The organism is Pseudoalteromonas phenolica (genome assembly GCF_005876835.1).
GTDB classification, from domain to species: domain Bacteria; phylum Pseudomonadota; class Gammaproteobacteria; order Enterobacterales; family Alteromonadaceae; genus Pseudoalteromonas; species Pseudoalteromonas phenolica_B.
Genome location: NZ_PPSW01000025.1, coordinates 96037 through 122618, shown reverse-complemented (window position 1 = coordinate 122618; position 26582 = coordinate 96037). Strand labels below are relative to the sequence as shown.

Genomic DNA, 26582 nt, shown 5'->3' with positions numbered 1-26582 from the left:
AGTTCCTTGTTGCTTTTTACACACACTATGATACTTTTAACTTAGTGTATTGGTGTATTATTGTATTAATACAGTGAGTTCAGATTAATGCTAGAATTTATTAATGTCAACCCCAGTAGTGGTGATCCAATTTATAAGCAGTTACACGAGCAAATCGTTCGTTTAATTGTTGGTGGCCAAATACAAGCTGGAGAAGAGTTGCCATCCGTTAGAAAAATTGCAGAATATTTCACCGTGAACCCGATGACAGTGTCACGGGCTATTGGCATGCTTGTAGATCAAGGTTGGTTAGAAAGGCGAAGAGGCCAACCTACACGAGTTGCAGAGCAGCAACCTCAATCATCAGAACAAGGTCAAACGCTTCTTTATGAAGGGGTAGATCAACTAATACAGCAAGCAAAACAGCTTGGTGTAACCGTGAACGAACTAAATGAGATAATCTCACAAAGATGGGAGCAATAATAATGACAACCGCCCTTTTAGAATATAAAAACGTTCATAAGATATTTAATCAAAACATGGTGTTAAAAAACATCGATTTAACCATAGAGCCTGGTATGGTTGTGGGTTTGCTTGGCAAAAATGGCGCCGGTAAAACAACCCTTTTGCGCAGTGCCCTTGGCCTCATTGAGGTAGATACGGGCGAAGTATTTACACTCGGGGAAAACCCGACTCAATTAAATACAGAATTAAAGTCACAAGTTGGTTATGTGCCCCAACAAGCTTTTGGATATGAAGGTTTTTCGATTAGAGAAGCGTTAGATTTACACTCAAGTTTTTATAGCGAGTGGGATAATACACTCGAGCTAGATTGGCTAAAACGTTTTGAATTAAATCCTGATGATATGGTTGAAAACCTATCAATTGGCCAACGCCAAGCACTTGCTTTAATCATGGCTATGGCATACCGACCAAAACTTCTTATTTTAGATGAACCTGTGGCCAGCTTAGATCCCATCGCCCGTCGAGAGTTTATGCTGGACCTTTTTGATCTATCCCTAGAGTCAGGCTCTGGTGTGATCTTCTCAACACATATCACTTCAGATATTGAACGAGTCGCGACCCATGTTGCACTTGTTAAAGACGGTGAAATCAAACTTTTTAACGAGTTAGATGAACTTAAAACCTCTGTGCGAAAAGTCAGTTTCTCCAACGAAACGGCGGTTAATTTAAGTGACTTTGACATTCTTAACACACAGAATAACGCAGCAATTATCTCTGGCTACAAGCAGCAAGATATTGCTGGTGTAAATCACGTTTCATCATTATCTCTTGAGCAATTATTTGTGGAGTTACACGCATGAGTAATACGCTAAACCGCACTTGGCATAAAGGATTTTATGCCTATTGGTTCAAAGAGTGCGGCAGCTTAAACTACCTGCTACCCATGTTTATTTTTGTCATTATCAGTGTTCTTGTTATGGCGAAAGGGGTAACCGAGGCGCTGCCATTTACAATCTGTTTTACCAGTATTTGTGCTTTCGCTTCAGTCTCTTGGCAAAGCATTCGCCTGCAAGCCACAGAGTGGCATAGTTTGGTACCAGGTTACACTGAGCACATAGTCAAACAAGGCAACATCATTATTGTTGCACCACATGTGATTTTGATCACAAGTGCCATTATTTTTGAACAATATGACGTACTTAAATTGCTAAGTGTCTCAGTTTTGATAGGCACTTTGTTTTATTTAAAGTGCCGAGTTACTAGCAAAATGTTTAACTCAAGTGCCTATTTTTTCTTTGCAATTATCGGGTTTACTATTGTTTTCAAAGAAGTACCTACTTGGCTGGCCGCTTTAGCTGTGATCTTAAACATTAGTTTAGTGCTGTTTAGAAAACACTTTGGTACAGCGTTCAAATGGCAAGCTCAAGCGCTCGTTGATTATAAACACGCACTTCAGTCTGGTTGGTCTCCTATCCCTAAAGGTTTTTTAAAGGGATATGGACAAGGATTAAATAAATTCTTTTTCCCATTGAGCTATTTTATGGGCCGCTCGCTCATACAATACACGGTACTCGTGCTAATAATATTTGTTGCCTTACTTACCTTAAATTACTTTTATGTAGCGGGCAGACCTAGCTTGTTTATATTTTCTAATCTTGTGTGCATTCTTGCTTTTATGATCTTATGGACAAGAATACAGAGGCAACAAGCATGGGGAACATTGATCACTTTACCGATTTATAGCAGTGTCAATGAAGCGAAAACAGCCTATGCAAAAGCATGTGAAAAATATGCGCTTTGTATACTTGCTTGCTCTTTGTCACTGGCTGGAACCATAGAGTTTCTCAGATTCGATGAACCGAATTTCAGATTAACTGCTGCTTATGCATTGGTCAATACAGCTGGCGTACTCTTATGTTTTTCAGTGGGTAACTATTGTAAAAAGACCGCTTTCTTTAGTATTGCTCTGGTCTTTACATTGGGTTTTGTGCTGGCAATTACTGGTGTTGTAGTTGAAACAGAAGAGGTCTCAACAGGGAGTCTTGGTTTAGCTTGCTGCTATTTTATCGTTGCCTGTTTTGCAAATCGAAATTCATCTAAACAGCTATATACCAACCTCTAGTCTATATTTTTATGAGTAAGCGGTTTATATAACCGCTTACTCAACGGTTCGGAGCAAGATTCATATCTAGAAGCTATTTAAACCCATCCAATTTTAGAGTGTTGATATAGAAGTTAAACTATCATTCCTTACTCAAATCTTCGACTCTAACACTACATATAAATTTTCTTGTTACCACTTAATATTAATACTCAATCACTTTGAAGGACTTAAACAGATGCTAGTTTCGTTGCAAATTTCTTATTTAGAATAACCAACCTTCCTTGCCTGCATGGCATTAGGTGCCGCAGGGATAGCTGGATGAGAGAGCTGCATTATCGACATGTTTTCCTTTCCTCAAAATAGATCAATTAATTAAATGGATTACTATAAGATGACGTAACAATGAATATAAAAAAACCCGAGCTGAGCTCGGGTTTTTACGATTAAAAGCTAAAGAATATTATTTAGCAGCCTTTTTCTTTTTTGGCTTATCTTCTTCAACCCATTTACCGTTTTCATACGTTGCTTTCCAGCCTGTCGCTTTGCCTTCCACTTCTGTCATTACATACTGAGTCTTGGTTTTACGCGAGTAGCGAACAACGGCTAAATTGCCTTCTGAATCTTTTTCAGGTGCATCAGCAAGGTAATAGAACTTAGGTGAAATTCTATCTCTGAACTGTTTTAGCTCTGCAACTTTAGGCGCACGTGTCTCCCTAGATTTAGGGAATGTGTGTGCCGCTAAGAAGATACCCGAGGCACCATCACGTAATACAAAATACGCTTCAGACTTTTCACAAGGTAGTTCTGGTAAATGAACGGGATCTTCTTTCGGTGGCGCTGGCTCACCGCTTTTAAGAAGTTTACGCGTGTTTTTACAGTCTTCGTTGGTACAACCGAAATACTTGCCAAATCGACCAGATTTAAGCTGCATCTCTGAACCACATTTATCACAGTCAATAACAGGACCGTCATAGCCTTTGATCTTAAACGTGCCTTGTTCAACGATATAACCGCTACAACCTGGGTTATTACCACAGACGTGAAGCTTACGGGTTTCATCAATTAGGTATGAATCCATCGCTGTTTCACAAATCGGGCAACGTTTCATCTGCATCAATGTTTCGGTTTCTACATCTTCAACATCGGCAGCAACCGCTTCATCACCAGAAACTAGGTTCATCGTTGTCGTACAACGCTCTTTCGGCGGTAAATTATAACCTGTACAGCCTAAGAAAACCCCTGTAGAAGCCGTGCGAATACCCATTTTGCGATTACAGGTCGGACAATCAATATCCGTCTCAACCATGACGTTCTGACGCATACCGCCATTTTCTTCGTCACCACCAGCAACTTCTAACTGCTCTTTGAAATCAGCGTAGAATTTATCAAGTACCTGAGTCCAGATACGCTCGCCTTCAGCGATGTCATCTAAACGTCCTTCCATCTTCGCAGTGAAGTCGAAGTTCATTAAGTCATCGAAGTTCTCAACTAGTCTATCAGTAACGATTTCACCCATTTTTTCAGCGAAGAAACGACGGTTTTCAACGCGTACATAACCACGATCTTGAATGGTTGAAATAATTGCTGCGTATGTTGAAGGACGACCGATACCACGCTTTTCAAGCTCTTTTACTAAACTTGCTTCTGAGAAACGTGCAGGTGGCTTAGTAAAGTGCTGCTTAGGGTCTAAAGCCACTAGGTCAACATTATCGCCCACCGCTACCGCTGGTAGTGATTGATCTTCTTCGTTTTTCTTACGAACTGAAGGCTGTACTTTAGTCCAACCATCAAAGCGTAGTACTCGACCACGGGCTTTTAGCGTGTAATCACCCGCACCTACCGTAATGGTTGTTAAGTCATATTCTGCTGGCGTCATTTGACACGCTACGAATTGACGCCAAATAAGCTCGTATAGCTTTTTAGCATCAGCATCAACGCCTTCTACATGACCTGACAATACATTTACATCAGATGGGCGAATTGCTTCGTGCGCTTCCTGCGCATTGCCTTTTGCACTGTATTTAATCGGGTTCTCTGGTAAGTACTTATTACCAAAGTTGTCAGTAATATAGTCACGACACATTGCAACCGCATCATTCGAAAGGTTGGTTGAGTCAGTACGCATATACGTAATGTAACCCGCTTCATAAAGACGCTGAGCCAACATCATGGTCTTCTTAACACCATAACCTAAACGCGTACTCGCAGCCTGCTGCATCGTCGATGTGATGAATGGCGCGCTTGGTTTACTCTTGCTTGGCTTTTCTTCTACTTTAACAACGCTTAATGAAGAAGACTCGATGGTATTAACGGCCGCCATAGCTTGAGCTTCGTTTACTGGCTTAAACGCTTGGCCTTGGAACTTAGTCACTGCAAAGCGCACATCTTCAGCTTTGGTTTTTGTATCAGCGTGAATATCCCAATACTCTTCTGGAATAAACGCTTTGATTTCACGTTCACGTTCTACCAGAAGTCTTACTGCAACTGACTGTACTCGGCCCGCAGACAAACCACGAGCGACTTTCTGCCATAATAAAGGTGAAACCATGAAACCAACAACACGGTCCAAGAAACGGCGCGCCTGTTGCGCGTAAACCATATCAGTATTTAATTGACCTGGCGCTTCGAATGCTTGCTGAATCGCATTTTTGGTGATTTCGTTGAAAACAACGCGCTTATACTTCTCTGGCTCACCACCGATGATTTCTTCAAGGTGCCAAGCAATTGCCTCTCCCTCTCTATCCAAATCGGTTGCGAGATAGATGTGTTCAGCATTTTCAGCGAGTTTTTTAAGTTCTTGTACGACTTTTTCTTTGCCTGGAAGTACTTCGTAATGTGGCTCCCACCCTTTTTCAGGGTCGATACCCATACGAGCGACTAGATTTGCGTAATCTTTGTTCTTTTTATATATGGCTTTTTCTTCCGGCGACATTTTTCTTACTTCTGCCGGAGACTTGGTCGCAACCCCTTTTGTTTTGCCTGCACCTGAGGTCGGAAGGTCGCGCACATGACCTACACTTGATTTAACAATGTAGTCTTTGCCTAAGTATTTATTAATTGTTTTCGCCTTTGCAGGTGACTCTACAATTACTAACGATTTGCCCATAGCTGCCTATTCTGACTCATCTTGGTGTATGCCCATCGGGCGTGAATATTTATAGGTATATCTACAAACACCTATTGTTACAAGCTTTTAATACAAAGTTTTAGCTGATTAATGATTAATTACACAGTTTTTGTTGCAATTTTAAGCAAAAATGTATCAAGCAATAACTAAGCTGCGCAATATAATGGAAACAATACAAAAATGCCAACCGTTAGGTTGGCATTTTTTCAAGTAGAGTTATGGGTTGGCGTCATTCACCGTGATTGAGTGAGATACCACTTTATTTTCACCATCCGGTTTAGTAAATGTAAACTGAATCGTTAATTGTCCTGTTTCTTGACCGTTTGATTCTACTTCTCGAGAAAGTGTTGCTATCGCATAATCTGATTCAGTTCTACCTGTATTTGGAATGACTGAATTTAGCCCGCTAACATCCAATTTACCATTGGTACTTGATATTTCTACTTCAGTACCCGCAGGAAGAGGGTTACCATTTCTGTCTGAAAAATAAATATAAACATTTAATCCTTCAACACCTCTATCACCAAGCGTTACTTGTTTTATATCACACAAGTCATCATGGCCTGTAATTGGTTCCAACTCTTGTATAATTGCATAAACAACTTCGCCTTCAGAATCTCTGATCACGTTACCATCAGCATCAAGTGCCGGAAGTGTAACATTCGCACAAGCTGTATTTTCTTGTAACTCATCAGGCTGACCATCTAGGTTGTTGTCTATAGTCAGATCAACATCGTCTTTATTTACTGCGAAACGTACAAATGGGTCGTCATCTGAAAGCACGAGCTCTAGGTTGCGTCTTACTTCAATGAGCCCTTTGTTGCATTTGCCAGACGCTTGAGCTGTTTCACCACAAAGTAAACCATCGTAGATACCATTACCTTGAGTGTAGAGGCCATCATTATTTGAATCTCGGAAAGTTTCAAATACACCACCGTCTGAATTTTTAGGAGTGCACACATCATCCCCTGATTCATCAGAGCAAATTACGTCACCATCATACGTGCCATTAGCATTCAGATCGATAAATGGTTCAGGTCTGTCATAACTTTGATAAAATTCGCCTTCATCAAAACGACCATTACGTCTCTCTAGTGTAACATCCCCATCATTATTCACGTCGCTAGGCCTATCTATAAAGGTTTCTTGGCCTTTGGCAACAACTAAAAAGTTAACACGTCCCCCCTGAACAATATGACTAGTAACATTGCCGTCACTATCAGTACTACCTACCGTAGGGTATGAGCCAATGCAAGGAGCTGGCTCTCCAAAATACGTATCGCAAACGTCTCCGATCTGGTTGCCCCAACTGCTTTCTGAGAAAGGAATATCCCCTTGTCTTCTCCATGTTAAAGTACATGTAGCATCAACACTTGAGCAGTTATACAGTGGCGTGAGATCTTCACCATCGAGTGTGCCGACAACACCTGAGTTTGTAACAACAGTGGCCGTAACACCATCTCCACTAAGTTGATTAAATTGATCGCCAAAATAAATGTTTATATCAACTGTTGCACCAAGATAATCGAGACCGTTTATATTCCTAGTTACTAAAGCAGCATCAAAGCTGTCTTGATCAGTCACTCCTGAGCTTAATAAAATACGTGATGAGATACCTGTTATTTGATCTCCAATTTCAACTGGAATATAGCCATTTTCAGGGCAACCTTCTGCTGTTGGAGTATCTACACACCTTTTCACTTCATCAGCCCAGCATGTTACAGGCTTACTCTCATTGATACCTTGAGTTATTAATTCATCAGGAATATAACAAGCTTGCACAACTAAGGGACCAGGTACAGTGCCAGAAGTCACCGTTGTTTGCGCTCTACCTTCATTATTTGTGCTACTTGTTGTTTGAGTCAAAGAAGCAGCACCTGTAGAGTCTGTTAATCTGAAGTCGATTCGTTTTTGCTTGATTGGTTTTGTGTCAACGTCTAGAAGTTGGAATTCAACGACAGAAAGCGTTGGTGCGCCACCTTCACCTGGCGGTAAAGCAATAAATTGTTCAAAGCCATCATTGTCTGTTAAAAACTTTAATGCCTGGGCTTCAGCTTTACTTACAGTGAGAGCAAGAGTTTGAACAGCATTATTACCACCAGCTTCTATTGTTGCAGTGATAGTATCGGTACCAACACAACCATTAGCTCGATAAGTTGCAGTCGCGATGCCATTTGAAGATTTCACTAAAGAATCTAGCTCAGTCTCGTTACTCGCCGCACATACGGAGGAAAAAGTTACGTCTGTAGGAGTTAAGATTAAATCACCGGTTTCTTTATCACGTAAAGTGGCAGTAATAATTGTACTACCGCCCGCTTTAAGCTCTGATACACCTTCTAACAAGCCATCGTCTAAGGTCATTTCGATGTCAACAACGCCTACACTGAAATTAGCTGCACTTGACTCGCCTCTGAATGTAACAGTAACCGAACCTGCGCCACCAGTGTCTCCAGGCTGAAACTTAAGCAGTGCAACACCTTGATCGTCTGTTAAAGCCGTACCATTAGTTGGTAAAACTTGTCCCAGAGTTGTTTCTACTGAAACAATTTGTCTGTTATAAGCTGTATCATTATCTGCAGGTGTAACCAATATATAAATTTCTGCTAGCTCATTAGAGCTCAATTGAGCCGAATTAGTACAACCAGAATTTGGTTCTGTTGGATCCAGTCTAACTTCGTTCCTGTTTGCATCCCAATCATCGTTACAACCTGTTAAAATTCTTACATCAATGTTATTTAAGCTAGTATCAGGGATGTTTGGGTTGCCAGATGATTGATAATAACCTGTTTGTCTAAAAACTAAATTTTCAGTTTGTTGATATGTTACAGTGAATTCACCTAAACCAGCTTCAGTTGTCGGTTTCAACTTAAAACTAGCAACACCTGTATCATTAGTGACTATTTTGCCATTACTAGGATCGGTGGAGCCAATAGAATCTCCTTGAACTAAGATAAGCGCATTTGACACTCCTACACTATTCTCAGTCAGCGTGACAGTCACAAATCCATCTGTCTCAGCTGAAACCTTATTCTCTAATGAAATCTTATTCCCATCTTTATCTAACACATCACTAACAGCTAAACGAATACCGCCAGTACCTGCACTATCAAAGAAGATGTTTGAAGATATTGTGCTGCCGTCTGGCTTTTCAAAACTGACTGTCGCTTTACCTGCGCCTTCCAAATCATTATCAAGTAAGTTAACTGACGCAATACCCTCTTGGTTGGTTAAGATTGAACCTGAAGAGTGATCTAACCTTGCATATTGGTCAACTTCGAATTGTAAACGCGTATTTGTTACTGGCTCATTGTTAAGTAAAACCTGCGCTTCTAACGTTAACGCACTGCCACCAGCGAGCATATTTGATGGCTCATTAGTTAACGGGTTTTTCGCAGTAAATGAAATTTTGTAAGGATCAGCATCAAATTTAGGGTTACTTGCCGTGTAGTATGGCCTAACAGCTACAACATCAGTGTCGTTATGTGTATAAGTTGCTGTCAGTGCATCAACTCCACTTTCTGTGTTTGCCAAAAGTGTGATTGTTGCCTGACCGTTTAAATCAGTTACAACACGACCATCTGCAGGAACAGTAATACCCTTATTACCTGCGCTGATAGTAATAAATTTTTCAGATAATGGCTTAGAGCCCTCTAATAATGTAACAACAACAGAGGCATTTTTATCTTCACTTAGACGATTCGAAGTTGTAATTGCATTGCCATCTGCGTCTGACATATCTATACTTAAAGAAATACTACTGGTACTAAAACCTTCGGTGAAAAAGTAACCTCTTGCAATGACATCGTCAGTTTGCTCATTGAGAGTGCCTTTGTAAGTGACAGTTACAAAGCCTGGACCACTTGTTGTGTTAGGTGTCAAAAAGAAAACCGCTTTACCATCTGATTCTGTTAAACCACTGTCGTAATCCAGCTCAGCTCTTTGATCAGTATCTAACTCCACCACAGCTTGCGATACTGGGGTGTTATCATTCATAACTTCAACAGTGACAATAGCAGGCTTTGAAGTTGAAAGCGGATTATCTTGGGTAATTACGGCACCATCAGTATCTTTTATAGTCACGGTAATTTTTAAACCGCCATCTCCAAGCGATGTAAAATCAATCTGCTCTTCTAATGTTGTTTCAGCAATAGATACTGACGCACTCACTGCGCCTGCGCCTTTTTGATCTGTTGGTAACAACTTAACCGTCGCTTTACCTTCACTGTTGGTCAACACTGATGCCGGACCATCAAAACGCGCATATTCGTCAGTCGTGAAATTAATACGGGTATTGGCTACAGCCGCTCCGTCATTATTCAGTGTGGCTTCAATTGTGAGGGGGGTTTGCAGAGAAAGCTCTGTCGTTTGTTCTAAAATCGATAACGTAAGTTGATAATCGCTTGAAGAACCACCATCACCAGTATTATTGTTCGTTTTATCTATTGTTCCACCGCCGCCACAAGCTGTGACTAATAAGGAAAACAACAAAATGCTAAACCAGCGCATCAAAGGCATTACCCCCTCTCCCTAGCTGAATTAAAATTATTATCTCTTCATGTTACCTTATAAAGTGATTAAAAATCACAACTTTTTCTTAACTATTTAACGTTTTTTTTTGGTCTCAGGGCACCATGCTGGTAGGCTATTATGAATTTAAAAAAATCTAACAATCAATATGACACAAAATAACAAGATGAGTTTAACCTCTCGCATCATGCTGGGTATGGTCGCGGGTGTTTTTCTAGGCCTGCTTTTTCAATTTATTCTTGGTGATAAAGAAGACGTTTTAATCCCTCTTGGGCTATTTGATCTAGCCGTTAAAGGCTTCTTTGTAGACGGCTTATTTCACATCGGCGGGCAAATTTTCATTGCCAGCTTAAAAATGCTGGTTGTGCCTTTAGTTTTTATTTCTTTGGTGTGTGGAACATGTAGCTTAAGCGACCCAAAAAAGTTAGGTCGTTTAGGTGGCAAATCAATCGCACTTTACTTAACCACTACAGCTGTTGCCATTACCGTCGCAATCTCACTTGCATTATTAGTTAGCCCAGGTGTGGGGTATGACGTACCGACCGAAGCAGCATTTGACGCTAAACAAGCGCCAACGCTGACCCAAGTTATTATTAATATGTTCCCTACGAACCCTATCAATGCGATGGCAGAAGGTAACATGTTACAAGTTATCGTATTTGCACTTTTATTTGGTATTGCAATGGCACTAAGTGGTGAGCCGGGTAAACGTATTGCTAAAGTGTTTGATGACTTGAACACGGTTGTGCTTAAACTTGTGACTATTTTAATGAACCTAGCACCAATTGGTGTTTTCTGTTTAATGGCTAAGTTATTTACAACCATTGAGATGGGTTTAATCCTTGGGCTAGCAAAATATTTCTTTACTGTATTAGCTGCTTTATTTATTCACGCACTCATCAACTACTCTGCACTTTTAAAAATTCTAACGGGTTTAAGCCCTATTACTTTCTTAACTAAGATGAAAGACGCATGTATGTTTGCGTTTAGTACATCAAGTTCAAGTGCAACTATGCCAGTAACCCTTGAAACAGCCACTAAAAAGCTAGGAGCACATAACTCTGTTGCGTCTTTCACAGTGCCTCTAGGCGCGACTATTAACATGGATGGTACTGCCATCATGCAAGGTGTGGCGACTGTATTTATCGCTCAAGTTTTCGCTGTTGATTTAACAATCAGTGATTACTTAATGGTTATCCTTACCGCTACGCTTGCTTCTGTAGGTACTGCAGGTGTGCCTGGTGTGGGTCTTATCATGCATGCTATGGTACTAAACCAAGTAGGCCTACCAGTTGAAGGTATTGCTATTATTATGGGTGTTGACAGACTGCTTGATATGACGCGCACAGCAGTAAATGTAACGGGCGACTGTATGGTAACGTGTGTTGTTGCTAAGTCTGAAAACGAGTTCGATACACATGTTTTCAATGATCCAAATGCTGCTAAAAACCTAGAAAAGTTAGACTAGACACTTAATTTAGCAATAAGCCTCGACACACAGTTGTCGAGGTTTTTTTATACCTTTTTCTCACCTGTTCTACCATCCCAACTCATTCAGTGAATTGATACTTAAATTTAAAAAATTGAATTATTTCAACGTGTAAAAACATGATTTATACGCTGTTACAAATTACCTATTGTATTTAGTTCACACAGCCCATAGATTATAATTATTGATTAATTCGAGTGTGTTGTATGAACATAGTTAAGGTTATTGCGCTACTTTGCGTTATCAGCTTGCTAAATGTATCAACAGCTAAGGCTGTTCAGTACGACACGATGCCGTCAGTAACTTCTGTTGTTATTGACTTTGATAACTCGAATAACACTGATCTTGATGACAGTATACTCAGCGAACTTGTACCTTCTGATGCTAAGGGTGAGGTTTGTGAGTTTACTTATTCGCTCACTCTTTCAATACAGTCAAATCGTCACTCATCAATAAGAGCTCCTCCTTATCTAAATTAATTCCGATTTTTTTTCGTGCTTATTAATTTATATTCAAAGGTGACTTATGAACGCATTTACGACTTTAAAAACTCAGCCTGCAGCAAACTTAACATTTGTAACTGAGCACTTTCCTTCTCCCACTAACCAGCATTTACTTGACGCGAATGAACCTGCATTAAAACTGATGCGCAATCTTGTACTCAATCCTATTCAACATATTGAGTTAGGCGCCGATATTGATGAAGCAAGTTTAATTTTGAATCGCACTCACCATAAAGTGAGCTTTGTGATTGATGCACATAACAATATTGTCGGGCTAATTTCAAAGGCAAGAATAGGTAGTCGATATATTTTATCAATTGCCGACAGACTCAATTGTAACCGTAAAGACTTAAATGTTGGCGATGTGATGATCCCAAATCAATCTTTACAGCAAATTTCGTTTCAACAAGTTGAACAATCAAATGTTGGTCACATTGTCAAAACCGTAGAACAAAGCGGTGCTGACTTCTTATTAGTTATAGACGACACAAACTCGTCGTTTGTTGGTTATTTTGATTTAATCGATTTAGCAAAAATTTGCGGTGCAAATATTAACACTGTAAAGCCTGCGAATAAGTTCAGTGACATAGTAGATACCCTACTCCATCACGCAGAGATTTAACCATTATCCCAAAGTAATGTTCGTTAAAGTTCAAAGCGCCTGAGGGCGCTTTTTTTTGACTTTTTAATTGCTTTCTTTTCTTAAGTACATCTAAAAATACTCAGTTTGAAAATGAACGTTTCAAGCTAATACTTTGCTCAATCCTCTTCACATTAATTTTAAAAATCGAAGCCATTTTTCATATGTGTTACTATGCTCTTGTTATAAACCAACATACAAGCACCATAGATAGCTAAAGATTTATGCAAGAAAACAATCAATTACACACACAAGAAAACGTTGAAGATATCCCTACTATCTATTGGCACGACTATGAAACTTGGGGGGCCAGCCCACAAAAAGACCGCCCAAGTCAATTTGCAGGTATTCGCACCGATTATAATTTGAATATTATCGGTGAGCCTTTAATAGAATACTGCAAACCTGCTCCTGATTATTTACCTCATCCTGAAGCGTGTTTGATCACCGGCATCACGCCGCAACATGCACTTAAACATGGTTTGGTTGAAGCTGAATTTATGGCGAAGATCCATGCTGAGTTTAGTCGCCCTAATACTTGTGTGGCTGGCTACAACAGTATTCGCTTCGATGATGAAGTAACGCGTTACTCACTGTATAGAAACTTTTATGACCCATACGAGCGTGAATGGCAAAATGGTAATAGCCGCTGGGATATCATTGATCTTGTTCGTGCTTGTTATGCATTAAGACCTGAAGGTATTGAGTGGCCATTAAAAGAAGATGGTTCGCCAAGTTTTAAACTCGAAGAGCTTACCGTTGCCAATGGCATAGAACACGCAGCCGCGCACGATGCGCTGAGTGATGTAACTGCAACCATCGCACTGGCTAAATTAATCAAAGAAAAGCAGCCAAAATTGTTTAACTTCTTCTTTGGATTAAGAAATAAGAAGGCATTAGCTGATCTCGTTGATGTCTATAATATGCAACCACTTGTACACACTTCTTCACGTATTCCTGCGACTCAAGGCTGCACAAGCTGGATTGCACCAATGAGCTTTCACCCAGTGAATAAAAACGCCGTGGTGTGTTTTAACTTAACTGAAGACCCTCAAGTGCTGCTTGATTTAGACGTTGAGCAATTACGTGAGCGTCTTTATACAAAGCATGCTGATTTAGGTGAAGATGAATTGCCAGTTGGCCTTAAGTTGGTGTATTTAAATAAGTGCCCTATTTTGGCGCCTGCAAAAACCCTGCTTCCTGAAAATGCAGCTCGTTTAGGCATAGACAGAGAAAAGTGTCTTGAGAATTTAAAAGTGCTAAAAGCACACCCAGAATTAAGAGACAAAGTAGCAGAAGTGTTTAACGATAAAGCGGACTTTAGCAGCACAACTAACCCTGATTACCAGCTTTATAATGGCTTTACCTCAAAAGCAGATAAAGCCAAGTTTGCGATGATCAGAGATGCCGCGCCTGAGTCGTTAGGTTCATTTGATTTAGAGTTTGATGACACCAAATTTACAACTATGTTGTTTAGATACAGAGCCCGTAACTGGCCTCATACGCTCACGCCACACGAATTAGATGTATGGCGTAAATATTGTCAGAACAAGTTGATGCATGGTGAAGATAACCCTTCTATCGGCGCAGAAGACTTTATGTTAACGCTAGAGAATTTATTGCATCAGCATGATGGTAATGAAAAGAAAATGGGCATTTTAAAATCTTTGTACATGTATGCTCAAAGCCTCTAAGCGCTTACTCAATTTAAATCTTACACAAGAAAGCCCGTTTAAAACGGGCTTTCTTTTTTTGAGCGTTAAGCAAATTAATAATTAGTTTATACCGATATATTTGTGTACTTGCACTGATAAACGCCAGTTTTTCTTCAAACACGTTTCGATTGCAAGTTTAGTTGCTTTGGCTTTTTGGCTGATTGGCTGTAAGTAAATCAGTTCAGGTCTCACACCTGTTTGCTCGAACAACGCTTCGAGTTCATCAACGTGCTTTTGCATCGCGATTGGGTGTTTGATTTCATTTGCTCTTTGCATGGCTGACGTCAGTACATCATAGCCGCCACGCATGTTGATTTTTGGCGATACGGTTACCCAGGTTGACTCAGGTGCTAGAATTTCAAAGGTGCCACTGGTTTCAATTTGTGTGGTGTAACCAGCCTCATGAAGTTCCTCACATAAAGGTACTAAATCGTACATACAAGGTTCGCCACCTGTAATAACCACATGCTTTGCTAAATAGCCGCGTTCTTTGAACAAATTGATGATTTCTTCAATACTGGCATTTGCCCACTTTTCAGAATCTGCTTTCTTTTCGATTGTTTCGCCTAAAGTTACAAGATAGGTGTCGTTGGTTTCCCACGTTTGTTTGGTATCACACCAAGAACACCCCACTGGGCAACCCTGTAAACGCAAAAATATCGACGGCACACCAGTAAAACTCGCTTCACCCTGGATGGTTTCAAAAATCTCATTAACTTTGTACAAAGCAGCTCCAATACAACATAGCAAACTCAAAAAATCGGCCGTGAAAATTGTTATTTTTTCAGCGGCCGTGTAGTATATCGCGCCCTGAAGCAAACCTCTATCAAATTCGAGGCAATAATCTTATGAGTGAAAAAGTCGTCGTAATCTATTCTGGTGGAATGGACTCTTACACAGTGTTAAACAAAGCAATGAAGTCAGGCTTTGACGTGTACGCGTTATCGTTCAACTATGGCCAGCGCCATGTAAAAGAGCTAGAAGTCGCTGCGAGTGTCTGTGCTGATTTAAATGTACACCATAAGGTTGTTGATATTTCTGCAATCAACCAGCTTATTGGTGGCTCATCACTGACCGATGACATTGAAGTGCCTGAAGGCCATTACGAAGAAGAAAGCATGAAAAGCACAGTTGTGCCTAACCGTAATATGATCTTACTTTCTTTGGCTGTTGGCTATGCAGTATCACTAAAAGCTAACAAGGTATTTTATGGCGCGCACTCAGGTGATCATGCCATCTATCCAGACTGTCGCCCAGAATTCGTTGAAAAGATGAGTGATGTTTGTCGCATCGCCAACTATGAAGAAGTTGAAATTGTTTGTCCTTATTTAAACAATTCAAAGATTGAAATATTAACCGATGGTCTAAAAATGGGCTTAGATTATAGCAACACATGGACTTGCTATAACGGTCGTGAAAAAGCATGTGGTAAATGTGGTGCATGCCAAGAGCGTCTAGAGGCGTTTTCTTTAAATAATGCAAGTGATCCTCTTCCTTACGAAGCCTAATTTGTTCATGTGCAATTGCAATCACCTACTGCAGTTGCACAATCCGTTAACCTCATTCTAGTTGTCACCTTCTCTTCTCTGACTTTTGTCACTAACTTAAATCAATAAGACTGCTATTCTAAAATTAGAATTATTAGTAGGAGTTAGTTATGTCAGGAACAACCATGATCGTGATGATCGTTTTCATTTGTGTCGGATTAGGGATGGTTGGAGAGTGGGTAAAACGCTATCTCGCATTCAAAGAAAAAGCACTTAAGCACTCGGGTGACTCCGAACAAATGCGTAAAGAACTCGCTGCCCTTAAAAGCCGGGTTGAAACCCTTGAAAAAATCGTCACGGATGAAGGCTATCAACTCGACAAGAAAATCAGTAATTTGTGATTTTGTAGGTGATACCAATCTGCTTAACTAAGTGCTCTATTTAGAGGGAAGAGAAACTTGTCGATAGCGCCGCTCACGCATCCTGCTAACGCTGAGGTACCTACTTCCATGTAGGCAAGGCGAAAGTTTTGCTATTTAGCTGTCCTAAATAAGAAACTTTTAACGAAGTTAACGTCCGTTTCTCCCCCTCAAAATAATAATGTGTTACTGCGGATTGGTATTAGTAGTTTAACTCTATTACAAACTCACTCGGAGACTGCTCAGGAATGAGCAGCACCAACTGCTTTTTGGCGCGTGTTAATGCGACATAGAACAGTCTTCTCTCTTCTGCATCTTTGAATCGCTCTACTTTAGGCAGTAAAGCTTCAACTAAAGGTGCTGATTTCACTCTTGAAGGCAATGACTTATTGTCTAGTCCAATTAAAATCGCGTAGTCGGCCTCTTTTCCTTTTGCAGCGTGGAATGTCATCTGTTTTATAGAAAGTTGCTGATAGTTGCTCTCAATCGCTTGTAAAGTCGATTTATCTAGTAGAGCTGCATGACTTCTCGCTAAGATTAATACACTGGCATTGGTGGGTGCTTGATTTGCAATGTACCCAAATGCTTCTGACACCCCTTGCATTGGCTCAGTATGAAAGACTTCTTTTACAGCAGGTAATGAGCTTGATGAGAAAGCCTGAATTGATTTGGTAATTTGTTGTGGATTAGCACAGACAAACTCAGCAGATAAATCGAGCAAAGATTGCGAATAACGAAATGTTTTATCGAGTTGGGTGGTGGTTGCATGTCCAAAGTATTTTGCAAACTCTGTGGTATAACGAATATCGCCGCCATTAAATCGGTAGATTGATTGCCAATCGTCACCCACTGCAAATAGCTGGCTTCCAGACTTATTAGCCAATAAATCTTTCACCAATTCAGCACGAATTGCAGAAATATCTTGAAACTCATCAACAAGAATAAACTTCCATTGCGGAGTATATTGACCACTTTGAGTATATTGTCTGGCACGAATGATCATGTCATCAAAGTCGATGCTATTTTCATTTGATAAATAGAGATTATATTCAGCTAAAAAATGTCTCAGTAGGGTTAGGTCGTCTGAAAACCTTGTCTCTAGCTCAGAAATTTTGCCAAGTGCATGGGCTTGTTTGTAGAGACTGAACAGCGTGAAAATTGTTTGTACAAACTTGTTTTTTAATGGCGAGTTTAAAAATGTACTTAACTCACCATCAAATTTGTAGGCAAAGTTGTTTCGCAAAAATGCAACTAACAGCTGCTTAAATGAATTGTCAGGGTATAGCGCTTGTAAAGTATCAAGTATAAACGCCGTTTTAGCCAGTCGATTGCTAGATAATTCTGACACCTTAGGCACGCTACCTTCTACATCGGCTATGATTTGCTTGCCCAAACTATGAAAGGTCATGACTTGACCTTTTTCTTCAAGTCTCGATTGCAATTCTTCACTGGCATCACTGCCATAGGCTAATACTAATAGGTCTGCAGCTTTGGCTTGCTTGGTGTGAAGTAAGTATTTAAATTTCGCTGTAATGACACTGGTTTTTCCCGTACCAGCGCCTGCCAGCAATAATTGTCTGTCATCTTGAATAATGCAGGCACGCTGCTGTGCTTCCGTGAGCGGGTGTTGCTCAAGCCTATCAAAGAATGATTTATACTCTCGCATTTTGTAATTGATAAAGCTGTTTTTAAACTCTGCAATATCTGTTTCTGTCCAGCTAACTAATTCTTTTAAAGATGCCAGTGCTTTTTGTATATCGTCCGTTAATTGGCACTTTAGATCTCGAGCAAGCCAGTTTACAGCCAAGGCATTCACTTTATCTTTGATCGCTAACCATTTTCGGTGTGACAAAAATGACTGCTTTAACAGTGCTTCAATTTTAAAAATTGTATTAACCAATTCCGCTTTATTGGCATTACTCCAAAAGGTGTCTAGCTGGCTTTGGCAATCATCCTGCGCTGCAAAACGATGCTTGTAAGAAGTATCATCAGCATTGAGCTGTATCTCAATCACATGGCTAAAAGGAGTTTTATGTAATTGAGGCGCACACTGTAACGCCTGCCATGAGTAAGCAAGTGTATCGTTATGTAATTGTAAAATGATTTGGCTTTCATTTAACTCAATCGCCTTGAGCTTATTTCTAAGTGATACAGCAGTATTTTGGAAGATCAAGATAACAGTTCAATGAACAAAATAATGACTTATGTTAATCAAGGCTATTGAATAATCAAAGTATTTTTATTGATTTAAGCATTAGTAAATTTCAGGCATAAAAAAACCAGCTAAAAGCTGGTTTTAATAATTGGTGCGGATGGGGGGACTTGAACCCCCACGGCCGAAGCCACCACCCCCTCAAGATGGCGTGTCTACCAATTCCACCACATCCGCGAATTTTTTAGTTAGGTACGTCCGAGTTATTATTGTTCGAAACTGGTACGTCTGAATCAGTAGGTGCAACTTCTGTTGCTATAGGAGATGAAAGGTTTTCCCACTCATCAGTCTTTTTGATTTGACCAGCTGTTAAGTTACCTAAAATGATGCTCAGTACGAAGAAAACAGTTGCTAGAATTGTTGTTGTCTTCGTCATGAAGTTTCCAGCACCTGATGACCCGAAAACTGTTGCAGAAGCACCTGCTCCGAATGAAGAGCCCATGTCTGCGCCTTTACCTTGTTGGATTAAAATCATACCAACTAGAGCTAAAGAAATAATTAGGTAAACAACCAATAATATCTCGTACATTTTATACGTTCCCTAATGCACTTTTGTAAATACTTAAAAAAGCATCTGCCTTAAGACTTGCGCCACCAATTAGGCCACCATCTATATCCGGCTGTGCAAATAACAAATCACTGTTAGAATCATTAACGCTTCCACCATAAAGGATGCGAAGCTCATTTGCGATATGACCATCATACTCGGCAATCATATCTCGAATAAATTTGTGCACTGCTTGTGCTTGTTCAGGTGATGCTGTTTTACCAGTACCAATGGCCCAAACGGGCTCGTATGCTATCACAGAATTCGACAGTGATGCTATACCTGAATGCTCAATTACAGCTTTAATTTGCTCAGCAACAACTTGTTCTGTTTCACCAGATTCTCTTTGAGATTCTGTTTCGCCTACACATAAAATTGGTGTTAAGGCATTTTCTTGTGCTTTGCTAAATTTTTTTGCTACAACTTCGTTTGACTCACCAAAAAGGCTTCGTCTTTCTGAGTGTCCTACAAGAGTAAACTCTGAACCAAGTTGCTTTGCTAGTTCTGCACTAGTTTCGCCTGTAAACGCACCTGAGTTATTTTCAGATACTGTTTGCGTACCAGTTACAAAACCTTTTTCAATTGCCGAGCTTAAAAGCATTGCTGGAGGAAAAACAATAAGAGATGCTTTTTCTTCTATTTGGTCTAGCACTTTTGAAGAAATTTCTTCGACAAGTTCTATAGAACCATTCATTTTCCAATTACCAGCGACAATTGGCTTACGTTGCGACATACGATACTCCGCATCAAAAGCGGGTGAGATACTAACTCGCCTCACCCAAAGTTACAAGAAATAAAATTGAAATTTTGTTTAATTGCTCACAGTTTCAACAACTTCGGCAATTTTTTGAGCGAAGTCTAGTACTTGCTTCTCTTGCTCCGCCTCAACCATGACACGTACAACAGGCTCTGTACCTGATTTACGAAGAAGGACGCGACCTTTGCCAGCAAGATCAGCTTCTACTTCTTTCACTGCAGATTTTACTTCGTCGGCTTGTGTTGGATCAGTGCCAGCTTGATACTTTACATTGATCATTTTCATTGGATACTTTTGGAAACCCGCACCCAAGTCTTTCAATGTCTTGTTTTGCGAGACCATGGCCGTCAATACCTGCAAACTTGAGACAATACCGTCACCAGTAGAAATAAGGTCGAGATTCAAAACGTGACCTGAACTCTCGCCACCAATTTTCCAGCCTCTTTCTTTTAGAAGTTCGATAACGTAGCGGTCACCTACTTTACTACGCGCAAAATCAATACCTTTGGCTTTCAGTGCATTTTCAAGGCCCATATTTGACATCACAGTACCAACAACACCACCGCCTAAGTTATTTTCTTGGTGTGCCTGACACGCGATGATATACACGATGTCATCACCATCGAATACTCGGCCATTGTGGTCAACCATCATTACACGGTCACCATCACCATCGTATGCAATACCAACATCCGCTTTATGCTCTAACACTTTTTGCTTTAAACTATCAACATGCGTTGCACCGCACTCTAGATTGATGTTTATGCCGTTTGGCTCACAGGCATGACAAATGACTTCTGCGCCTAATTCACGCATTACATCAGGGGCGATGTGGTAAGTTGCACCGTTTGCGCAATCAAGAACAACCTTTAAACCTTCTAAAGACAGTTCATTTGGGAATAAACCCTTACAAAATTCGATATAACGACCATCTGCGTTGTCCAAACGACGGGCTTTACCTAGCTTTTCAGAAGGTACACAAGTCATTTCTTCATCCAGCATAGCCTCGATTTCAAGCTCAACTTCATCGCCAAGCTTTAAGCCTTTACCATTGAAAAACTTAATACCATTGTCATGGTATGGGTTGTGAGATGCACTGATCACAATCCCCGCTTCGGCACGAAATGTTTGCGTTAAATACGCAACAGCTGGCGTTGGCATAGGGCCAAGTAAAACAACATCAATGCCTGCAGCAATTAATCCAGCTTCTAGCGATGTTTCGAGTAAATAACCTGAAATACGGGTGTCTTTACCAATAATAACTTTTTTAGTACCAGACTTAGATAAAACTTTACCTGCTGCCCAGCCTAATTTAAGTGCGAACTCGGGCGTAATTGGAAATTCGCCGACTAGACCTCGAACACCATCAGTGCCGAAATACTTTCTTGTTGTCATAAGGGTGTTACTCCATTTTTTGCTGCCTGCCATACACCAATGACATCAGCCGTTTCTTTCACATCATGAACGCGAATTATATGTGCGCCTTTTTGAGCACATAACAATGCACCAGCTAAACTGGCGGCAACACGTTCACTTGTTTCTCTATTCAAAAGTTGTCCAAACATAGATTTTCGAGATAGCCCTGCCAATAGTGGCAAACCTAATGTCGAAAATTCATTGAATTTTTCTAAAATTTCAAAGTTATGATTCAGTGTTTTGCCGAAACCAAAGCCGGGATCAAGTATAATCCTGCTTTGATTAATGCCAGCTTTACTGCACGTTAAAACTCGCTCTTCAAAAAACTGGTTTATTTCTGAAATAAGGTTTTCATAAGTTGGGTTTGATTGCATTGTGCGAGGTTGACCTTGCATATGCATCAAACAAACGGGTACATCGGAGTATTTTGCTGCAACTTCTAATGCACCATGCTCTTGAAGCGCTCTTACATCATTAATAATGTCTGCACCGGCTTCAATGGCCGCTTCCATGACAGCAGCTTTACTGGTATCAATTGAAATCACACAATCAGAGGCTTCTCGGATACGCTTGATTACCGGTATAACACGTTGAAGCTCTTCTTGAAGGGCAACATCTGGTGCACCTGGTCGAGTCGATTCACCACCAATATCTAGAATTTCTGCACCTTCCTCAATTAAACGCATAGCTTGTTTAAACGCATCCTCAACAGAATTGTAATTGCCACCATCTGAAAATGAATCAGGTGTAACATTAACAATACCCATGATAATCGGTTTGGTTAAATCAAGTATTCTGTTTCTTGGAAGAGATAATTGGATCATGTGGTTTAGAAGCGTCCTTTAACGTATTTATTTCACCTAATTCAGAAAAGAAGTTTCGAAATAAAAGGTAAAAATTACTAAACGCAATTCTATATGCTAAGTGAAGAAATTAAAATAAAAAGCCCCGATAAATCGGGGCTCTTATTGAGATTAATTACTCTTTGCTATCATCAAGCTCATTTGTTGGTCTCGATGCTAGCTCTGACTCGTTTGATTCAGGCTCCGACTTAGCTTCAGGCTTCGAGTCAACCTTAGCTTTCGGTTCAGGCTTTTGATCATGCGCATCACGAGGAGGACGAACCTGTTTACGCTCCATCAGGTCGTCAATTTGACCCGCATCGATGGTTTCGTACTTCATTAACGCATCTTTCATGGTGTGCAGGATATCCATGTTATCTTTTAAGATTTGCTCAGCACGATCGTAGTTGCGAGTAACAAAGTCTTTGATTTCAGAGTCAATCAATTTAGCTGTTTCATCTGACATGCCTGACATGCGGTGAGAGCCGCCGCCCATATACATTTCGCCTTGCTCTTCTAAGTACATCTGAGGACCCAGTTTAGAACTTAAGCCCCACTGAGTAACCATTTTCTTAGCGATGTCTGTTGCACGCTCGATGTCGTTACTCGCACCAGTGGTTACTTTGTCATCACCATAAATCAATGCTTCTGCAATTCGACCGCCATATAGGCTTGAAAGCATAGATTCTAAATGTTCTTTAGAATGACTTACTCGGTCTTGCTCAGGTAAGTACATTGTCACACCCAGTGCGCGGCCACGAGGAATGATTGATACTTTGTAAACTGGGTCATGCTCTGGCACTAAACGACCAACAATTGCGTGACCTGCTTCATGATAAGCAGTCATTTCTTTCTCGTGCTCGCTCATCACCATAGACTTACGCTCAGCACCCATCATGATCTTATCTTTTGCAGCATCGAATTCAGCCATGCTCACCTTACGCTTATTACCTCGAGCAGCAAATAATGCAGCCTCATTTACAAGGTTAGCAAGGTCTGCACCTGAGAAACCAGGTGTACCACGTGCAATCACCGATGCTTGTACATTTTCATCAAGCGGTACTTTGCGCATGTGAACGTTAAGAATTTGCTCACGGCCTCTGATGTCTGGTAAACCAACCACAACTTGACGGTCAAAACGACCAGGACGAAGTAGTGCAGGGTCAAGTACGTCTGGGCGGTTAGTCGCAGCAATAACGATAATGCCTTCATTACCTTCAAAACCATCCATTTCTACAAGCATCTGGTTTAGTGTTTGTTCACGTTCATCGTGACCACCGCCCATGCCAGCACCACGCTTACGACCAACTGCATCAATCTCATCGATAAAGATGATACAAGGTGCCGCTTTTTTGGCTTGTTCGAACATATCACGAACACGTGAAGCACCCACACCTACGAACATTTCAACAAAGTCAGAACCTGAAATTGTGAAGAAAGGTACTTTCGCTTCACCAGCAACTGCTTTCGCAAGTAGTGTTTTACCAGTACCTGGAGGACCTACCATCAGTACGCCCTTAGGAATGCTACCACCTAATTTTTGGAATTTAGAAGGGTCACGTAAGAAATCTACAAGCTCAGTAACGTCTTCTTTTGCTTCGTCACAGCCAGCAACATCTGCAAATGTGGTTTTAACTTGGTCTTCGCCCATTAGACGAGCCTTGCTCTTACCAAATGACATAGCGCCTTTGCCGCCACCGCCTTGCATTTGACGCATGAAGAAAATCCATACACCAATAAGCAGTAACATTGGGAACCATGAGATAAAGATGTTTGCTAAGAAAGACTGCTCTTCAGGTGCAACGCCTTTTACGTTTACATCGTTTTTAAGCAAGTCGTTAATTAAATCCTCATCATACATAGGCATGATCGTCTGGAAGCGTTCTCCGTTTCCTTTTACACCTGAGATAGTGCCTGTACTTCTGTCGATATTGACATCACGTACTGCACCGCTACGCACTTCTTTTACAAACTGCGTGTAACTCGTTTGACGATCGATTTGATCGTTTCCATTGAAGCTCTGGAACACGGTCATCAGCACTACTGCGATAACCAACCAGAGTATTAAGTTCTTTGCCATGTCGCTCAAGGAGTTAACCTCTTGTATCTAAAAATTATTTAAATTCAACTATAATGCACTTCAACTGTACTACAGTTTGTAGCCTGTCGCCACTATATATACTTCCCTAGATCGTGGACGCGATGCTTTTGGTTTACGAATTTTGACTACTTTAAAACAATTACGTACTTCTTGTACAAATTGATCAAAACCTTCACCTTGGAAAACTTTTACTGCAAATGCACCATTTGGTTTTAATACCTGATGGCACATGTCTAACGCTAGCTCAACTAAATACATACTGCCAGCTTGGTCTGTGCTCATGTTGCCACTCATATTCGGTGCCATATCAGAAAAGACAACGTCAACATTTTTACCGTTGATACGGTCTAATAATGCATCGAGTACAGATTCTTCTCTAAAGTCACCTTGTAAAAAGTCTACGCCTGCCAGTGAATCCATTGGTAAGATATCACATGCTATGACCTGACCTTTATCACTCACTTCTTCAGCTAAATATTGCGACCAACTTCCTGGCGCAGCTCCCAGATCCACTACAGTCATTCCAGATCTGAGCAATTTATCTTTTTGCTGTATTTCTTCTAATTTGAAAATCGCACGTGAACGGAAACCACGTTTTTGTGCTTCATGAACATAAGGGTCATCAACATGTTCTTTTAACCAGCGTTTTGAGCTCGCTGAGTGCTTTTTATTTGCCATATTAACTGCAACTCATTAGTAATATTCTGTAGATGGCGGTAGAATAGCGATAATTCAAGCCTAAGATTAGTAAATATTACCAATATGACATTATCAAATAAACAGAAACAGTACCTAAAAGGTCTAGCTCACCCACTAAAACCAGTTGTTTTACTTGGTGCAAATGGGCTAACTGAAGGCGTAATGTTAGAAATTGATCATTCTTTAGACATTCACGAATTAATCAAAGTGAAAGTACCGACGAATGACAGAGAAACGAAACAACTCATTTTTGACGCAATTGTAAGAGAAACAAAAGCGCATAAAGTACAAGTTATTGGTCACGTTATCGTGCTATATCGCCAAAGCGAAGAGAAGAAAATTCAACTACCTCGCTAAGCTTCCTCGTCAACAGCATTTGCTGTTGACGTCTCCTTCCACTCAATCGCCTGCTTGATAAACTCAACTGTTAATTCATTTATCAAACCACTTTCAGCATTAAGTAGCATACTATAGCCTATGTTCATTGAAGGAATGACCACAATATCAGTGCGGTAACCCTGAACCCAGCCACTATGATAGAACAATAATGTGCCTTCAAAGTCATATATGCGCCAACCTAAGCCATAATGTGCTTCTTTAACATGTTTACGCCAAATTCTTCTTTTAAGTTCTCTTTTTGTTTGTACATAAGGCCGAGATTGCACAGTCAATGCATCTAATGACAGTACTTCTGGAAAATGCCCCAATTGCGCTTTTAGCCAAAAGACCATATCTGCCGCGCTCGCATTCACCCCTGCAGCAGGCAGTACTTTGTAATAATTGCTCTTTAATCTAGCTGTATGCCAACGTTTTCTGCCTAAAACGTGAGGCGCTGCGAAGTTTCTATCTTTTGTTAAATTTTTTAAACCAACACCGCCGTCGCGCATTCCTAAAGGCGCAAATAAAAACTCTTCAATCCAGGTTTTGTAATCTAATCCTGTTTTTGCTTGTATTACCCTATCGATAAGACTAAACATCACATTCTGATAGCCGTAACAGATGCTGGGTTTACATATCGGTTGAATATCAAAAAGCTTATCTGTGATATCTATGTAACTCATTCTAGATTCAACCAGATTATCGTAGGCATTAGGCACTATGCCGCTAGAATGGCTTAATAAATTGTAGACTTTTAAATTTTCAAACTTTGACTCACGCGCTTGTGGGAGATAATGACTGATTTCACGGTCTAGGTCGATTTTCCCTTCCGTTGCTAATTTAGCGCTCAGCGAGCCTGCAAACGTTTTTGAGACTGACGCCAAACGAAATCGTGTATGCGCATCAACTTTTCTGCCTTGTTTGACTTTTGTTCGACCAAATCCTTTTTGAAAATAACTATCATCACCTTGAACGATACTTAATGCCGCACCAGGAATGGATTTTTCTTTTAGTTTTGTTTCGACTTGCTTAGAATAGCGATTTACAAATTGCTGCCACTGTTGCTGCTCGGCGTTGTTGTTTTTATTTAATGCCAAACATTCAACGGTGAAGAGCCCCATAACTGCGTAAATCAGGGTCTTCATAAAAATTGCTCCTGTTTTCATAACGGCATT

21 protein-coding genes and 1 tRNA gene are annotated in these 26582 nt (G+C 40.4%); 10 read left to right on the top strand and 12 right to left on the bottom strand.

Annotated features, from left to right (window positions below; genetic code table 11):
* Window positions 1–87: 87 nt before the first annotated feature.
* From C1E24_RS15435 to C1E24_RS15425, 3 genes are read left to right on the top strand one after another with little or no spacing between them, the layout of a single operon-like run.
* Window positions 88–462 (top strand): GntR family transcriptional regulator, encoded by a 375-nt coding sequence (locus C1E24_RS15435; RefSeq protein WP_138482962.1) that lies wholly within the window; start codon window positions 88–90, stop codon window positions 460–462.
* Between the two features lie 2 nt (window positions 463–464).
* Window positions 465–1304 carry an ABC transporter ATP-binding protein gene (locus C1E24_RS15430; protein WP_138482961.1) on the top strand — a complete coding sequence of 280 codons (840 nt, stop codon included), beginning with the start codon at window positions 465–467 and terminating at the stop codon, window positions 1302–1304.
* Window positions 1301–2566 (top strand): hypothetical protein, encoded by a 1266-nt coding sequence (locus C1E24_RS15425; protein ID WP_138482959.1) that lies wholly within the window; start codon window positions 1301–1303, stop codon window positions 2564–2566. Before C1E24_RS15430 ends, C1E24_RS15425 begins: the two co-directional genes overlap by 4 nt.
* A 442-nt stretch (window positions 2567–3008) precedes the next feature.
* Here C1E24_RS15425 and topA read toward each other — a convergent pair whose 3' ends face one another.
* Complete coding sequence (gene topA, locus C1E24_RS15420) at window positions 3009–5654, bottom strand: type I DNA topoisomerase (RefSeq protein ID WP_138482957.1); 2646 nt, start codon at window positions 5652–5654, stop codon at window positions 3009–3011.
* Between the two features lie 237 nt (window positions 5655–5891).
* Window positions 5892–10190 carry a hypothetical protein gene (locus tag C1E24_RS15415; protein WP_138482955.1) on the bottom strand — a complete coding sequence of 1433 codons (4299 nt, stop codon included), beginning with the start codon at window positions 10188–10190 and terminating at the stop codon, window positions 5892–5894.
* A 160-nt stretch (window positions 10191–10350) separates the two neighbouring features.
* Here C1E24_RS15415 and C1E24_RS15410 point away from each other — a divergent pair, with 160 nt between their 5' ends.
* The 4 genes from C1E24_RS15410 to sbcB all read left to right on the top strand — a co-directional run bounded on the left by C1E24_RS15410 (window position 10351) and on the right by sbcB (window position 14528).
* Window positions 10351–11670, top strand: a complete 1320-nt coding sequence (locus tag C1E24_RS15410; protein WP_138482953.1) for a dicarboxylate/amino acid:cation symporter — start codon at window positions 10351–10353, stop codon at window positions 11668–11670.
* A 227-nt stretch (window positions 11671–11897) separates the two neighbouring features.
* Entirely contained in the window at window positions 11898–12170 is a 273-nt protein-coding gene (locus C1E24_RS15405) for a hypothetical protein (protein ID WP_138482951.1), read from the top strand.
* 46 nt (window positions 12171–12216) lie between these two features.
* Window positions 12217–12816 (top strand): hypothetical protein, encoded by a 600-nt coding sequence (locus C1E24_RS15400; RefSeq protein ID WP_138482949.1) that lies wholly within the window; start codon window positions 12217–12219, stop codon window positions 12814–12816.
* Between the two features lie 242 nt (window positions 12817–13058).
* Window positions 13059–14528 (top strand): exodeoxyribonuclease I, encoded by a 1470-nt coding sequence (gene sbcB, locus C1E24_RS15395; RefSeq protein WP_138482946.1) that lies wholly within the window; start codon window positions 13059–13061, stop codon window positions 14526–14528.
* A gap of 81 nt (window positions 14529–14609) precedes the next feature.
* Here the strand turns inward: sbcB and queE are convergent, their stop codons facing one another.
* On the bottom strand, window positions 14610–15275 hold the full coding sequence (gene queE, locus C1E24_RS15390; protein WP_138482944.1) for a 7-carboxy-7-deazaguanine synthase QueE: 666 nt from the start codon (window positions 15273–15275) through the stop codon (window positions 14610–14612).
* Window positions 15276–15397: 122 nt separating this feature from the next.
* Here queE and queC point away from each other — a divergent pair, with 122 nt between their 5' ends.
* Both queC and C1E24_RS15380 read left to right on the top strand, forming a co-directional pair.
* A complete protein-coding gene (gene queC, locus C1E24_RS15385) occupies window positions 15398–16057 on the top strand; it encodes a 7-cyano-7-deazaguanine synthase QueC (RefSeq protein WP_138482941.1) in 660 nt (219 codons plus the stop codon).
* A 149-nt stretch (window positions 16058–16206) separates the two neighbouring features.
* Complete coding sequence (locus C1E24_RS15380) at window positions 16207–16437, top strand: hypothetical protein (protein ID WP_058029561.1); 231 nt, start codon at window positions 16207–16209, stop codon at window positions 16435–16437.
* A 220-nt stretch (window positions 16438–16657) separates the two neighbouring features.
* Here the strand turns inward: C1E24_RS15380 and C1E24_RS15375 are convergent, their stop codons facing one another.
* The 8 genes from C1E24_RS15375 to rlmE form a co-directional block, all read right to left on the bottom strand.
* The gene (locus C1E24_RS15375) at window positions 16658–18628 is read right to left on the bottom strand and encodes a UvrD-helicase domain-containing protein (RefSeq protein WP_138482939.1); all 1971 of its coding nucleotides are present in this window, start codon (window positions 18626–18628) and stop codon (window positions 16658–16660) included.
* Between the two features lie 131 nt (window positions 18629–18759).
* Window positions 18760–18844: transfer RNA gene (locus tag C1E24_RS15370), tRNA-Leu, on the bottom strand.
* A gap of 7 nt (window positions 18845–18851) precedes the next feature.
* On the bottom strand, window positions 18852–19196 hold the full coding sequence (gene secG, locus C1E24_RS15365; protein WP_138482937.1) for a preprotein translocase subunit SecG: 345 nt from the start codon (window positions 19194–19196) through the stop codon (window positions 18852–18854).
* Between the two features lies 1 nt (window position 19197).
* Complete coding sequence (gene tpiA / locus C1E24_RS15360; protein WP_138482935.1) at window positions 19198–19947, bottom strand: triose-phosphate isomerase; 750 nt, start codon at window positions 19945–19947, stop codon at window positions 19198–19200.
* Window positions 19948–20025: 78 nt separating this feature from the next.
* Window positions 20026–21366, bottom strand: coding sequence for a phosphoglucosamine mutase (gene glmM / locus C1E24_RS15355; RefSeq protein ID WP_138482933.1), 1341 nt, complete (start codon window positions 21364–21366; stop codon window positions 20026–20028).
* Complete coding sequence (gene folP / locus C1E24_RS15350; protein WP_138482931.1) at window positions 21363–22211, bottom strand: dihydropteroate synthase; 849 nt, start codon at window positions 22209–22211, stop codon at window positions 21363–21365. Before folP ends, glmM begins: the two co-directional genes overlap by 4 nt.
* A gap of 154 nt (window positions 22212–22365) precedes the next feature.
* Window positions 22366–24309: an ATP-dependent zinc metalloprotease FtsH gene (ftsH, locus tag C1E24_RS15345; protein WP_138482929.1), complete on the bottom strand. Its 1944-nt coding sequence runs from the start codon at window positions 24307–24309 to the stop codon at window positions 22366–22368.
* 69 nt (window positions 24310–24378) lie between these two features.
* Window positions 24379–25008, bottom strand: coding sequence for a 23S rRNA (uridine(2552)-2'-O)-methyltransferase RlmE (rlmE, locus tag C1E24_RS15340; protein ID WP_138482927.1), 630 nt, complete (start codon window positions 25006–25008; stop codon window positions 24379–24381).
* Between the two features lie 84 nt (window positions 25009–25092).
* On the opposite strand from rlmE, the gene yhbY reads away from it, so the two are divergent.
* A complete protein-coding gene (gene yhbY, locus C1E24_RS15335; RefSeq protein ID WP_138482925.1) occupies window positions 25093–25386 on the top strand; it encodes a ribosome assembly RNA-binding protein YhbY in 294 nt (97 codons plus the stop codon).
* Here yhbY and C1E24_RS15330 read toward each other — a convergent pair.
* The gene (locus tag C1E24_RS15330; RefSeq protein WP_138482923.1) at window positions 25383–26552 is read right to left on the bottom strand and encodes a serine hydrolase domain-containing protein; all 1170 of its coding nucleotides are present in this window, start codon (window positions 26550–26552) and stop codon (window positions 25383–25385) included. The two genes, yhbY and C1E24_RS15330, sit on opposite strands and share 4 nt — an antisense overlap.
* Window positions 26553–26582 lie beyond the last annotated feature (30 nt).